The organism is Shewanella dokdonensis (assembly GCF_018394335.1).
GTDB lineage: Bacteria > Pseudomonadota > Gammaproteobacteria > Enterobacterales > Shewanellaceae > Shewanella > Shewanella dokdonensis.
This window is the reverse complement of the sequence record NZ_CP074572.1, coordinates 1,643,158-1,657,094: the sequence shown is the minus strand read 5'-3', so window position 1 is coordinate 1,657,094 and position 13,937 is coordinate 1,643,158. Positions and strand designations below refer to the sequence as shown.

General features: G+C 52.2%; 10 protein-coding genes and 2 pseudogenes. 8 read left to right on the top strand and 4 right to left on the bottom strand.

Going from position 1 to position 13,937, the window contains the following annotated elements:
• The 4 genes and pseudogenes from KHX94_RS07930 to cysQ all read left to right on the top strand — a co-directional run bounded on the left by KHX94_RS07930 (position 1) and on the right by cysQ (position 3,186).
• Entirely contained in the window at positions 1 to 480 is a 480-nt protein-coding gene (locus tag KHX94_RS07930) for a type II secretion system protein M (protein ID WP_213682986.1), read from the top strand.
• A gap of 9 nt (positions 481 to 489) precedes the next feature.
• The gene (locus tag KHX94_RS07925; protein ID WP_213682985.1) at positions 490 to 1,251 is read left to right on the top strand and encodes a type II secretion system protein N; all 762 of its coding nucleotides are present in this window, start codon (positions 490 to 492) and stop codon (positions 1,249 to 1,251) included.
• A 490-nt stretch (positions 1,252 to 1,741) separates the two neighbouring features.
• The gene (gene nudE / locus KHX94_RS07920) at positions 1,742 to 2,299 is read left to right on the top strand and encodes an ADP compounds hydrolase NudE (protein WP_213682984.1); all 558 of its coding nucleotides are present in this window, start codon (positions 1,742 to 1,744) and stop codon (positions 2,297 to 2,299) included.
• 78 nt (positions 2,300 to 2,377) lie between these two features.
• Positions 2,378 to 3,186: pseudogene (gene cysQ, locus KHX94_RS07915) on the top strand (3'(2'),5'-bisphosphate nucleotidase CysQ).
• On the opposite strand, the gene mnmH reads toward cysQ, so the two are convergent.
• The 3 genes from mnmH to KHX94_RS07900 all read right to left on the bottom strand — a co-directional run bounded on the left by mnmH (position 3,183) and on the right by KHX94_RS07900 (position 6,538).
• A complete protein-coding gene (gene mnmH / locus KHX94_RS07910) occupies positions 3,183 to 4,289 on the bottom strand; it encodes a tRNA 2-selenouridine(34) synthase MnmH (RefSeq protein WP_213682983.1) in 1,107 nt (368 codons plus the stop codon). The pseudogene cysQ and the gene mnmH overlap by 4 nt on opposite strands.
• Complete coding sequence (selD, locus tag KHX94_RS07905; protein ID WP_213682982.1) at positions 4,289 to 5,332, bottom strand: selenide, water dikinase SelD; 1,044 nt, start codon at positions 5,330 to 5,332, stop codon at positions 4,289 to 4,291. Before selD ends, mnmH begins: the two co-directional genes overlap by 1 nt.
• 96 nt (positions 5,333 to 5,428) lie before the next feature.
• Positions 5,429 to 6,538 carry a fatty acid desaturase gene (locus KHX94_RS07900; protein WP_213682981.1) on the bottom strand — a complete coding sequence of 370 codons (1,110 nt, stop codon included), beginning with the start codon at positions 6,536 to 6,538 and terminating at the stop codon, positions 5,429 to 5,431.
• Positions 6,539 to 6,680: 142 nt separating this feature from the next.
• On the opposite strand from KHX94_RS07900, the pseudogene fabR reads away from it, so the two are divergent.
• Positions 6,681 to 7,318, top strand: a pseudogene (gene fabR / locus KHX94_RS07895) (HTH-type transcriptional repressor FabR).
• Between the two features lie 141 nt (positions 7,319 to 7,459).
• On the opposite strand, the gene KHX94_RS07890 reads toward fabR, so the two are convergent.
• On the bottom strand, positions 7,460 to 8,392 hold the full coding sequence (locus KHX94_RS07890; RefSeq protein WP_213682980.1) for a LysR family transcriptional regulator: 933 nt from the start codon (positions 8,390 to 8,392) through the stop codon (positions 7,460 to 7,462).
• Between the two features lie 195 nt (positions 8,393 to 8,587).
• Here KHX94_RS07890 and KHX94_RS07885 point away from each other — a divergent pair, with 195 nt between their 5' ends.
• The 3 genes from KHX94_RS07885 to KHX94_RS07875 all read left to right on the top strand — a co-directional run bounded on the left by KHX94_RS07885 (position 8,588) and on the right by KHX94_RS07875 (position 13,575).
• Positions 8,588 to 9,115: an NAD(P)H-binding protein gene (locus KHX94_RS07885; protein ID WP_213682979.1), complete on the top strand. Its 528-nt coding sequence runs from the start codon at positions 8,588 to 8,590 to the stop codon at positions 9,113 to 9,115.
• A gap of 95 nt (positions 9,116 to 9,210) precedes the next feature.
• Positions 9,211 to 10,404 carry an efflux RND transporter periplasmic adaptor subunit gene (locus KHX94_RS07880; protein ID WP_213682978.1) on the top strand — a complete coding sequence of 398 codons (1,194 nt, stop codon included), beginning with the start codon at positions 9,211 to 9,213 and terminating at the stop codon, positions 10,402 to 10,404.
• Between the two features lie 3 nt (positions 10,405 to 10,407).
• A complete protein-coding gene (locus tag KHX94_RS07875; RefSeq protein ID WP_213682977.1) occupies positions 10,408 to 13,575 on the top strand; it encodes an efflux RND transporter permease subunit in 3,168 nt (1,055 codons plus the stop codon).
• Positions 13,576 to 13,937 lie beyond the last annotated feature (362 nt).

Sequence of the window (13,937 nt, the reverse complement as noted above, 5' to 3'; positions counted from 1 at the left end):
ATGGAAAATTTGCAGAAATGGTGGGCATCGCTGGCGCAACGGGAACGGCAACTCGTGCTTGTTATGGCGGGAATTGTGCTGATGGCAATTTTTTACTGGGGACTCTGGACGCCACTAAGCAATGCCGAAGCTCAGGCGCAGGTAAAACTGAATGCACAGCAGCAGACGCTGTTATTTGTAAAGCAAAGTGCCGCGAAAATCACCGCACTTAAAAAAGCGGGAACCCGTCCGACTCAGCATGGCAGCTTGAGCACGCTGGTGACCCAAAGTGCTGCGGCTTATGGTTTATCCATTACCCGGATGCAGCCACAGGGCAAGCAGATCCAGCTATGGATGGATGATGTGCCGTTTGATGCACTGTTGTCATATCTGGGGGAACTGGTGCAAAAACAAGGCCTGTCACTGGACAGCTTGGATGTGGCCGAAGGTGAGCAACCTGGTATGGTAAAAGTCAGACGTATTCAGCTATCTCAGTCATAAGGTGTTGTTTTGAAACTGTTTAGTAAAATCGCAATCGGCTTCCTGATCTATCTGATCTTTATGGTGGTGCTGTTTCCAGCACGTATCGCCGTGGCATTAGCACCTTTACCCGCCGGGGTACAGCTCAGCGGTGTCAGCGGTAGTTTGTGGCAAGGGCAGGCCGAACTGGCGCAGTTGGGTGCCCGGCAATTGCAGCAATTGAGTTGGCAACTGAGTCCGTGGGCGCTATTAACCGGTTCAGTGCAGGCGCAGCTGCAATTGGGTGATCGCAGTACCGCGGTCAATGGCAAAGGCCTGGTAACTTGGTCTACAGCCGGTGTGAGTGCCCGCAACCTGCGGCTGGATGCACCGTTAAGCTTTCTGGTGGGAAATCGTCAACTGCCACTGAAAACAGTACTCAGCGGTGATGTGTCGCTACTGCTGGACAATGCCGTACAGGGACAGCCTTGGTGTACCGCACTTAACGGCAAATTGTTCCTGAATCAAATCGGCTTAGATAACCAATTTGGCAATTATCCGTTAGGGAATATTGAATTTACACTGCAATGTATTCAGGGACAGCTACAACTGGCCACCGATGATCAAAAAAATGCCATCGGTGTCGCGGGCACTATTTTGCTGAAAGGTAACTCGCAGATGGAAGTTAACGGCCGGATGCGGCGCACTGACGCGCAGTCCAAAGATTTGCAGGATTCGCTGGGATTATTAGGCAAACCGGATGCCAGCGGTAATTATCCTTTGAAATACAAGGGCCGTATTCTGGGCATGTAAAACCTGCCCAGCTTATCGTCCGCTTGGTGCCAGATTCGCCAATATTCAGCAACGGGGCAGACGTTGCTGAATATCAAGCGCGGGTGTGGCGCCGGAGCGTTACCTCACGGCACATGCCCGCCGAGCTAACCGCAACAACTCCTGGCGCGGTGATCAATTTATCGCGTTGGGGACACCGCCATCGCTATTTCTTAGCAACCTCTTTTAGTCATCTCCGCTTTGGCATTGGTATATCGCTGCAACTTCCATTCCCGCAAATCACAGTGGGTCACTGATTGGTTTGATGGCGGACATTGCTTCTCTGCGCGGGATGCAACGCTCATAATTGTGAGCAAGCGTTGTCAAAACGCACAGCGATAGCATGTTATTGCGATCCAGAAACATCGTCTTAATTCACCCACAGCCGAACCGCTAGCCGCTGTTAATTCCTGCTAATTGGTATAACATTGCAACCTAAGTCACATTTTTTCAGTTGGCAATCGAGGCCTGAATGAGCAAACGGCAGCAAAAGCCGGAAATTCTTGCTACAGAAACTGTCGCACAGAGCCGCCTGTTTCATATAGAGCAGGTGCACTTACGTTTTTCCAATCAGCAGGAACGCTACTACGAAAGAATGAAAGGTGGCACCCGCGGTGCGGTGATGATAGTGCCGGTGTTACAGCAACAATGGCTGTTGCTTGGCCGGGAATATGCGGCAGGAACCGACAGTTATGAATTGGGATTCCCAAAAGGTCTGATTGACCCCGGTGAGACTCCGGAGCAGGCTGCTAACCGGGAATTACAGGAAGAGATTGGTTACGGCAGCCGTAAACTGGTGCACCTGAAAGAACTGAGTTTGGCGCCGGGCTATTTTGCCAGCAAAATGCAGATTTTTCTGGCAGAAGATCTCTACGAAAGCCGCCTGGAAGGTGACGAACCGGAGCCGATTGAAATGGTCAGTTGGGCATTACCGGAATGGCGCGGGCTGTTGGATTTAAGCGATTTTTCTGAGTCCCGCAGTGTCAGTGCCTTGTTTTTGGCGCTGGAGCGTCTAAAACTGAAAGTGTAACGGGTTGATCCCACAAAGAGATAGTGCCGCGAAACCGGCCGCTGACTTTAATTACCTCGTTGTGAGGTTGGAGTGGTTATGAAGCCAGAAGAGTTGCTGGAACAGGTCATAGAGATAGCTACCGAAGCGGGCAAGATGATCCGCAATATCTATCAACAGGGGATTTTCAGCGAGATATAAAAGATGATCTCACCCCGGTTACCTCGGCAGACATCGCTGCCCATGAACTGATCAGCAAACGCCTTACGCAACTGACACCGGATATCCCGGTACTCTCCGAAGAAGCGTCCGATATTCCGCTAGCGGCGCGTAGCCATTGGTCCAGCTACTGGCTGGTGGATCCTCTTGATGGCACGGGTGAATTCATTGCTGGAAGCGGCGATTTTTCGGTGATTATCGCATTTATTCAACAACATCGCCCGGTGCTAGGTGTGGTGTACGTGCCTATGTCGGAAGAGTGCTATTACGCCGTGGCGGGCCACGGTGCATTTAAACGTCATCAGGGACAAGTACAGCAGCTTCATAGTCGCCGGTTGCCATCGTCGGCTCACAATTTAAGGTTGGCGATCAGCCGACGTCAGGATCCGGCAAAGGTTCTACGGCTATTCAGAGAGCCTGAATTGTGTGAATTATTGCCTTTGGGCGGGGCGGCGTTAAAGAGTTGCATGGTGGCAGAAGGACGTGCCGATTGTTATGTTCGCGTTGGGCCTACTGGTGAGTGGGACACAGGGGCGGCACAGATTATTATCGAAGAAGCTGGCGGACGGCTGCTAGACACCTCGCTACAACCCTTAACCTATAACGAACGAGATACGCTGGAAAACCCCAACTTTATCGTGATGGGAACACCGGAATTAGCCTGGGAACAGATTCTGAAAGCCGTTTAGTTTTGGCGTGCATCCAACCATTGGTTGAGCGCTTGCTGATCGCCACGAAATAAGATCTGCTCGGCTTTGCGTTGTAAGTGGTATTCATACATAGGATCGTAATAGCGTGTGAGCAATAGTGCGATCCATTCCAGATGCAGCGCGGTATTGTTACGTTGTTGCTGTTCTGCCAGCGCTTGTGTCATCAAGGCTTGCAGCTCTCTGGCTTGTTGCAGCCCTAAACGCTTGCTGATGCTGTTGATGCTTTGATACAGATATTGGCTAAAAGCTGCAAATCCTGCCTCGTCACCATCCCGCTGACAAAAGCCACGGCACATCTTGTGAACGTATTGCTCCAGCAGCCGCTGCAATCTTTGCTGCCAGGGCGCTTCCAACACCACCATTGCTGCCGCTTGCATGTTGTCAAAAAATGGCGTTGGAATAAAACTGTGGCCAATCAGATGACTTTCATCTTCCAGCAGCAGACAACTGGCTTGGCGTTGCTGATGTTTGAGAATGGCAATCGCCAATTGGTTTTCAAAATTGATCTGGGTCGGCTGCGGGGTTAATTCTTTACCGAAACTGGAACCACGATGATTGGCAATCCCTTCCAGATCAACGGCTTCTTTTGGTCGCTGCTGGATGACTTCAGTTTTCCCAGAACCGGTAATGCCACTGAGTATCAGCATCTGTGGGGCTAATTGTGGGGCTTCCAAGGTTTGCAACAAAAACTGGCGCATGCCTTTGTAACCACCCGCAATGTAAGGGCACTCCACACCTGCTTCACTAAGCCACCCCTGAGAAATCTGTGAGCGCATACCGCCCCGAAAACAATAAAGGTACACGTCTGGGTGTTGCTGATAAAACTGGCACCAGGCATCTACCCGCGCCGCTTTGGTCGCGCCGTTCACCAGTTGATGCCCTAGGGCGAGCGCTGCGCTTGGCCCATGCTGCTGGTAACAAGTACCGACTTGCTGCCGCTCATTGTCGGTCATTAATGGCAAGTTATGGCTGGTAGGAAAGGCCCCTTTGCTAAATTCTACGGGGGCCCGTAAATCGATAAGCGGCCTATCGTTCAGGAATATCTCCCGATAGGCCGCGGCTGGAACCACAGATTGACTCATTATTGCAGTTGGATCCATTCGGTATGAGGCTGATGTTCTGCCAGCGCCCCAATCTTATAACCGCTGACACCGTGGGTGGCCAACACATCCAGCAGTGCCGCTTCCTGAGCTGGTGCTACTGTGATCAGCAAGCCTCCACTGGTTTGTGGATCGCACAGCAGTGCTTTTTGTTGCTCATCCAAGGGCGGCAGATGCTCCCCGTAGCTGTCAAAGTTGCGATGGGTTCCGCCAGGAATACAGCCCTTTACCAAATATTCGCGGGCTTTAGGCAGCAGCGGCAACGCGGCCACATTGACGGTGGCGGATAGCTTGGCCCCTTGGCAGACTTCCAGTAAATGCCCGGCCAGTCCAAAGCCGGTAACATCAGTCATGGCATTGACACCCGCTAAACGCGCCACTTCCGCGCCAATCTTGTTGAGTTGGCACATGGCGTCTGGGGCGATGTGACTATCTTCATCGGCCAGTTTTTTCTGCTTCTGGGCGGTGGTTAAGATGCCAATCCCTAGCGGTTTGGTCAGATACAACAGGTCGCCCGACTTGGCAGTGTCATTCTGCTTCAGATGCGCCAAATCGACTTTACCTGTGACGGCCAGGCCGAAAATAGGTTCCGGCGCATCAATACTGTGACCTCCGGCCAACATGATCCCGGCATCGGCACAGGCTTGGCGACCACCATCTACCACTTGTTGGGCAACTTCTGCTGGCAGTTTGCTCACCGGCCAGCCCAGAATAGCAATAGCCATCAGTGGCGTACCGCCCATGGCATAGACATCACTGATGGCATTGGTTGCGGCAATGCGGCCAAAGGTAAACGGGTCGTCTACAATCGGCATGAAAAAGTCAGTGGTACTGATGATGCCGGTATGGTCATCCAGCTTATATACCGCAGCATCATCACGAGTCTGGTTACCTACTAGCAGGTTGGGGTCGGTAAAGCCTGGCAGTTGTGAAGCAAGGATGGTTGTCAGCACTTTAGGCGAAATTTTGCAGCCACAGCCAGCTCCGTGACTGTATTCGGTCAGTTTAATCGGATCGTCGGACATCTGAAACTCCATGTGCGTTAGATGCGAAGTCCCGATCTTAACCTTAAACGGCCAGGTTACAAGCTGGCCGTGTCGCGATTAACAATAAATTGCAGATTAACTTCCCAGCCTAGCGGTCAGTTGCTGCCAGTTTCGCTGTTGCTGGCGAAAACGCCGTTTTAACTCCGCAACTTGTGGCAATAGTTGCTCATGTGCCAGTTGTTGCCGCTTGGCCTCTAGTAGCTGTTTTTTCGCTTCATAATAAGCCAGCAAGTGCTGCTTCAACTCTTCATATTCGCGCTGTAACCGCTCCAGTAATTCATCGGCATTACTCAAGTGTGTTAAGCGCTTCTGAGTCTGTTTTAACTGCATCTGTAACTTGGCCGCAGCAATTTTTTCTTGTGGCACTTGCCGTAGTCCATCCGCTAAACCACACCAGGCTAAGGTACGGATCAACCACTTGGTAGGATCGTAATGCCACCACTTGATGCCGTTACGGTAGTCATGTTCAAAGATGTGGTGAAAGTTATGATAACCTTCGCCATAGGTCAGCAGCGCTAAAATACCGTTATCTCTCGCGGTATTACGATCTGTGTATGGTTGACGCCCCCACACATGCGCCAGCGAATTAATAAAGAAAGTGCAGTGATGTACCACCACTAACCGCAGTAATCCGGCGAGCAGTAGCATGGATAGCACATCACCATGCAGCCAGCCGAGCAACAGGGGTAAGCCTATATTCATCAATGCTGCTAACCATAGGTAATATTTATGTTGCCACATCACCACGGCATCTTGTTGTAGATCGCGGGCGTTGCTGTAATCGGCATAGCGCTCAGGCTGGTATTCTCGTAACATCCAGCCGATATGGCTGAACCAGAAACCTCTGTTCGCTGAATATGGGTCTTTATCGTTGTTGTCCACATGTTTGTGATGCACCCGATGATCCGAGGCCCAGTGCAGCGCACTGTTCTGAAAGGCCAAGGCACCACCAAGGGCATATAACACCCGAACCAGTGGCTGTGCTTTATAGGCTTTGTGAGACCATAATCGATGATATCCCGCGGTGATGGACAGCCCGGCGGCAAAGGCCAGTACGACAAACCAGCTCCATTCGGTAGCATCAAAACCGTGGCTGAATCCGCGCCAGGGCACCAGTATGCAGGCACCGGCAAAGGTGCTGATAAAAAAGATAACGTTAATCCAGATGAGGGGTGGCTGCTTCATATATGTCATCCCGAAGAGTTTTGGCTTACAAGTGTAAGCCAAAATGCAAGGCTTAGCCAATCACACCTTTGGTCTAAGAGTCTTTGCTTATCTGTCAAAGCAGGTATTATTTGGCTCACAGCTTCAGAATTAGGGCAGAAATATGGGTGTAAGAGCGCAACAGAAAGAGAAAACCCGCAGAGCATTAGTTGACGCTGCATTTAATCAACTAAGTGCCGAACGTAGTTTTTCCAGCCTGAGTCTGCGTGAAGTGGCCCGTGAGGCCAATATTGCACCTACTTCATTTTATCGCCATTTCAAGGACATGAATGAACTTGGCCTGACCATGGTGGACGAAGGCGGTCTGGCCTTGCGACAGATGATGCGCAAAGGCCGCCAGCGAGCCGAAGCCGGTGGCAGCGTGATCCGTATTTCGGTCGAAACCTTTATGGAAGTGTTGGAATCCAACCCTAACGTATTCCGTATTCTGCTACATGAACGCTCTGGCACATCAGCCGCCTTCCGGGCCGCCGTTGAACGCGAAATCGAGCATTTCATTTCTGAGTTGTCACATTATGTTGAAGACTCTGCCGGGCGCAGCCTGACCTTGCCCGTGAACAGGCCGAAGCGCTGGTAATCCTAGTGTTTAATGCCGGAGCGGCAGCGCTGGATATGAAACGCTCAGACCGGAAACTGTTGGCCGATCGTTTAGTGACGCAATTGCGTATGGTAGTGAAAGGTGCCGAAGCATTGCAGCAGAAACGGGATAATCCAGAACTGCGCTCCCGTCTGTCCCGCTAGTTTTGACTTAGTCAGCAGTTGTGCTGTACCGCCGTTAGACCATGAGCCTAACGGCAGTTTTTTGTGTGGCGCTGGTGAGGCAATCATTGCTTCTGCAAGCTTGTTATTGCTGTTAGCACTGATGTGCTAATTCACTTTCATTTACATTACCTGCGGTGGGCATGGATCGCTGCGAGCATTATTCCCCCGATACCGCAACTCTTCCAAAAACAACGAAAACGCTTGCGAGCGATGATGCCGACTTGGGTAATACAGATAAAATCCTGGGAATGGCTGACACCAGTCTTCGAGGATTCGCACCAAGCGGCCATCATTCAGATAAGGTACGATTTTTTCTTCCATGGTGTAAAAAATGCCCATGCCATCAAGCGCGGCTTGAATACCGGCATGAGAAGTATTGAGGATCAGGCTGTTGTTGGGGCGGATATTGATCTTCTCGCTACCGCGTTCAAACTCCCATGGCAGTAAACCGCCAGCAGTTGGTAGTCGCCAGTTGATGCAACGATGCTGCATCAACTCTTTGGGGTGAGAGGGGGTGCCGTGTTTGGCTAAGTACGCTGCTGAGGCGGTGACGGCGATGCGTAACTCGGGAGTGATCGGCATGGCCACCATATCCTTGGCGAGCATTTCGCCGAGGCGCACGCCCGCATCAAAACGTTCGCCAACGATATCCACTAAGCGGTTATCGGCGTTGAGTTCGACGGTGACATCAGGATATTTGTCCATAAAGCGCTTCACTACTGGCCACAACACTTGATCGATAGCGTGTTCTGGTGTGGTGATGCGAATTATGCCTCTCGGGCAATCACGCAGTTCACCTATGTCTTGTAGCTCTTGCGTGACATCTTCAAACAGCGGTGCCAGTTTAATGAATAGCCGTTCGCCAGCATGAGTGGTCGCCACGCTGCGGGTGGTGCGCGATAACAGCCGAATGCCCATGCGCTGTTCAAGATTGCGCACGGTTTGGCTCAGCGCCGACTGTGATATGTTCAAGCGTGCGGCGGCTTTGGTAAAACTGCCTTCCTGCGCCACACAAACAAACGCATACAGATCATTGAAGTTCTCTTGGCTCATGATTAATTAGATATGCTTATAAGTTCAAGAAGATTACTGCATCTAATCAAAAAATCAGAAATGAGTAAACTATCTCCATCGATTAATCCCCTTAAGTTTGTTCGATTCGGGCGAAACTGCGAGGCAGCAAATGATGCGAAATATTTTAATTCTTGGTGCTGCAGGTCAGATTGCTCAGCAAGCCATTTACCTTTTTTGGAAGAACTTGGCGTCAAGCTCACCTTAGTGCTGCGTAACGCGAAACGTTATAGCTACTTTGCCAATAATCCGCGCATTCGATTGGTTGAAGCCGATGTTTGTAATAACGGCGTGTTGCCACAACTGATGCAGCATCAAGATGTGGTGTATGCCAACTTGTCGGGTGATATGGCAAACCATGCCCGCAATGTGGTGGCGGCAATGCAGGTCAGTGGGCTAAAGCGACTGATATTTATCACTTCTATGGGTGTGTATGACGAAGTACCGGGCGAATATTTTGGCAGTGTTTTGCAGCCTTATCGCGATGCCACCAACATCGTCGAAGCCTCCGAACTGGATTACACCATCATTCGTCCGGCATGGCTCAATAACCGCGATGACATCAATTATGACATCACCCAAAAAGGCGAAACCTTTATTCACCCTGATGCCACTGTGTCGCGCCGGAGTGTGGCAGATTTAGTGGTGAAAGTTGCCCTGAATAACAGTCATATCGGTGCCAGCCTCGGTGTACACCAGCGCTAACCGCTGATCTAACCCTCAGTTACTTAACTCTTAATGTCTCTGCTGTTAATCAACAGCAGCGGGAATTTTGTCTTCATCTCAGGAGAAACAAACAGATGAACGCGACAACTATTGTCAAACGCCATCGTTTATTGGCGCTAACAACCGCAGGGTTGCTGGGCTACGGCATCACAGCCACGCTGCCAAGTGAGCCCGCGCTGGCAGAAACCCAAGCACTGCCTGCGGCGGTGCCAGTCACGGCCGTGCAAGTGCATCAACAACGCTTTATGCCGTGGCATGAATACTCTGGCAGTGTTGAAGCGATTGACCAAGTCAACGTGCGCGCTCGTGTCGCTGGCATGTTGCAAAGTGTGCATTTTGAAGAGGGCAGCTATGTGAAAAAAGGCCAGCTGTTGCTGACCATCGACCCGGCACCATTCCAAGCAGAACAGCAAAAAGCCGAAGCGACGGTGGCGGCGGCCGCGGCGCAAAGTGCGCAAGCGCAGTTGGAATACCAGCGGGCTAAACGCTTGTGGGAAAGAAAACTGATTGCTGAAAACGATATGGAGCAACTGCAAAATACCGCCAATGCTGCCAAGGCCAATCTACAAGCGGCCAAAGCGGATTTAGCGTTGGCGCAGTTGAACCTGTCATACACCCAAGTGACCGCGCCGGTGGCGGGGCGCATCGGCAAACTAGCGTTTACGCCCGGTAACTTGATTGCCGCAGGCAACAGCGCTGCGCCCATCACCAGCATTGTTTCTATGTCGCCTATTTACGTCAATTTTGATGTGGAAAGTGCTATCGCCACTGGCGTGTTAGCGCAACTCGGCAACGGCCGCGAGCAGTTAGCGCGGCTTGATCAAGTGCCAGTAAAAGCACAAAGCAGTGGTGGCACCATCACCGAGCAGGGCACGCTGAAACTGGTCAACAACATGGTGGATGCGGGCAGTGGCACGCTCAATATGCGCGCGGTGTTCGACAACAGCGATGGTCAGTTGCTGCCGGGGCAGTTTGTGCGGGTCAGCCTCGGCCAAGCACAGCCAAGCGAGGGTGTACTGCTGACGGAAAGTGCCATCGGCACCGACCAAGATAAAAAATATGTGCTGGTGGTGGATCAGCAAAACCAAGTGGAATATCGCAGTGTCACGCTCGGCAGTATTGTGGCGGGCAAACGGGTGATCAGCGCTGGCCTCCATGATGGTGAGCGCGTGATTGTTAGCGGCCTGCAACGGGTGCGTCCCGGCAGCAGCGTCACTGTGACCATTGCGGATGATAACACCGCTGCAATGGCAAATAAGGGTGCGTAATTGATGAATATCTCCCGCTTTTTTATCGACCGCCCGATTTTTGCGGGTGTGCTGTCGGTAATGATTTTTCTGGCTGGCTTAGTATCGCTACCGCTACTGCCGATCTCTGAGTATCCCGAAGTGGTACCGCCGACAGTGGTGGTGAAAGCCAGCTACCCTGGGGCAAACCCGAAAGTGATTGCCGAAACCGTGGCGGCGCCGCTGGAAGAGCAGATCAACGGCGTCGAAGGCATGTTGTACATGAACAGCCAAGCCACCACCGACGGGGCGATGACGCTGAACGTGATTTTTGCCTTGGGCACCGATCCCGATAAAGCGCAGCAACTGGTACAAAACCGCGTGGCGCAAGCCGAAGCTCGCTTGCCGGAACAAGTGCAGCGCCTAGGTGTGTCTACCACCAAAGCCTCGCCGGATCTAACCATGGTGGTGCACCTGCAATCACCGAATGAACGTTATGGCATGGATTACCTACGTAACTACGCGTTGTTGCATCTGCGTGATAACTTGGCGCGCATCAAAGGCGTGGGCAATGTGGCGATTTTTGGTGGCGGCGAGTACGCCATGCGGGTGTGGCTCGACCCAGACAAACTGGCGCAGCAACATATCTCCGCCAGCGATGTGGTGGCCGCGATTAACGCGCAAAATATTCAAGTGGCGGCCGGTACTGTGGGTGCCAGCCCAAGCTTGCAAGGCGTACAGTTACAGCTGTCGGTCAACGCCAAGGGGCGTTTATCGACTGCTGAAGAGTTTGGCGAAATCATTGTGCAAACCTCTAGCACGGGGGCGGTCACGCGTTTGAAAGACTTAGCGCGTATCGAACTGGGGGCGGCGGATTATTCGCTGCGGTCACTGCTGAATAACAAGCCAGCGGTGGGGATTGGGATTAACCAAGCGCCGGGTTCCAACGCGTTGGAGATCTCTGATCAAGTGCGCGCGGTGATGGCGCAAGCCGAAAAACAGATGCCAGAAGGTGTCGGTTATCGCATCGCGTATGATCCCACCCAGTTTGTGCGAGCGTCGATTAAGTCGGTGATCAACACTTTGCTGGAAGCGATTCTGCTGGTGGTGTTAGTGGTGGTGGTGTTCCTGCAAACATGGCGCGCGTCGATCATTCCCTTGCTGGCGGTGCCGATTTCGATTGTCGGTACTTTTGCAGTACTCAACCTGATGGGCTTGTCGATCAACGCGCTGAGCTTGTTCGGCCTGGTGTTAGCCATCGGTATTGTGGTGGATGATGCCATCGTGGTGGTGGAGAACGTCGAGCGCAATATCGAAGCGGGGTTGTCAGCACGCGAAGCAACTTACAAAGCGATGCGCGAAGTGTCGGGCCCGATTGTGGCGATTGCCTTGGTGCTGGTGGCAGTGTTTGTGCCGTTGGCATTTTTCAGTGGTTTGACGGGGCAGTTCTATCGTCAGTTTGCGGTGACGATTGCCATTTCAACGGTGATCTCGGCGTTTAACTCGTTGACCTTATCACCGGCACTAGCGGCGATTTTACTGCGCGGGCACGATGCGCCCAAAGACGGCTTAACCCGGGTGATGGACAGACTGTTCGGTCGCTTCTTCCAGCTGTTTAACCGCCTATTCCACAGTGGTAGCGAGCGTTATCAAGGTGGCGTTAACCGCGTGTTGTCGCACAAAGGCTTGATGTTGCTGTTGTTTGTTGGGTTAGGTGCCGTCACTGGCGGCTTATTGAAAAGCGTGCCGACCGGTTATGTGCCCGCGCAAGACAAGCAATATCTGGTGGGCTTTGCCCAGTTGCCCGATGGCGCCACTCTAGACCGTACCGAAGAGGTGATCCGCCGTATGGGTGAACTCGCTGCCAAGAACCCCAATGTGCAAGACACCTTGGCGTTCCCCGGCTTGTCGATCAGTGGCTTCACTAATAGTTCGAGTTCCGGCATTGTGTTTGTGGTGCTCAAACCGTTTGATGAACGTCGGCGAGCCGATCAATCCGGTGCGGCGGTGGCGGCGCAGCTGAACCAGGCCTTTGGTGGCATTCAGGATGCGTTTATTGCTATGTTCCCGCCACCGCCTGTGCTGGGCTTAGGCACCACTGGCGGCTTTAAATTGCAGCTGGAAGATCGCACCTCGCTTGGCTTTGATGCCATGGATAAAGCGGTCAATGACTTTGTTGCCAAAGCGGCGCAAGCGCCAGAATTGCAAGGTGTATACAGCAACTGGAAGCTCAACGTACCGCAACTGTTTGCTGATGTAGACCGAACTAAAGCGCAGCAATTGGGGGTGCCGCTGACCGATATTTTTAACACCTTGTCGATCTATCTTGGCTCGGTTTATGTCAACGATTTCAATGCTTTTGGTCGAACTTATACCGTGCGAGTGCAAGCCGATGCGCAGTATCGTGCCCATGCGGAAGATATTGGCAAACTGAAAGTGCGTAATCTCAACGGCGACATGGTGCCATTGGCGGCCGTCATGAAGGTGGATAACAGCTACGGCCCAGAGCGAGTGATGCGTTACAACGGCTTTTTGACCGCCGATATCAATGGCACGCCGGCGCCGGGCTATTCCTCCGGCCAAGCGCAAGCCGCGATTGAACGTGTCGCCGCCGCCACCCTGCCGCCGGGCATGGCGTTCGAATGGACTGAGTTGACCTATCAGCAGATTTTGGCGGGTAACTCGGCGGTATGGTTGTTCCCATTGACCATTCTGTTGGTGTTCCTGGTGCTGGCCGCGCAGTACGAAAGTTTGACCTTGCCGTTGGCGATTGTGTTGATTGTGCCGATGAGCGTGCTGGCGGCGATGGTGGGCATCTGGCTCACTAACGGTGACAACAACATCTTTACCCAAATCGGTTTGATGGTGCTGGTGGGGCTGTCGGCCAAAAACGCTATCTTGATTGTCGAGTTTGCCCGCGAGTTGGAGTTGAGCGGTAAGACGCCAGTCCAAGCCGCCATTGAAGCCTGTAAGCTACGTTTGCGACCAATTTTGATGACCTCGATTGCCTTCATCATGGGCGTAGTGCCGCTGGTGTTGTCATCGGGTGCCGGTGCCGAGATGCGCCAAGCCATGGGCATTGCAGTATTTAGCGGCATGATTGGTGTGACCTGCTTCGGCTTGTTCCTCACGCCAGTGTTCTACGTGGTGTTGCGTAAGCTGACCGGTAATAAACCGCTGCATTTTCACGGTGAAAAACCGCCACTCGCTTAATCTCATCTTGCCATGGTTCAGCCCGTGAATGTACGGGCTGAACTGTCACTTTTACCTATCGCTAACTGCTCTAACAGGCTAACGATTGATCAGTCTTGCTCATCAGTAAATGACGCCCAAAGGAGGTACTGCCACACGAAAAAACAGCTAACGTCACCGAACAGATTATTTACCCAATGCTTCCCGACATTGCCAAATAATGGCTCGACGTTTTATTTAGGCTGGTGTGATGTTGTCTTGGCGACACCGCTCGTACAGATAACCTCGCACCTGCCTTCCTCATCACTTAATGTGGTTTACATGAATGATGTTATTTCCCCACCTCAAATCGATTTTGATAAAAGCCACCCAAAATTTTTGGG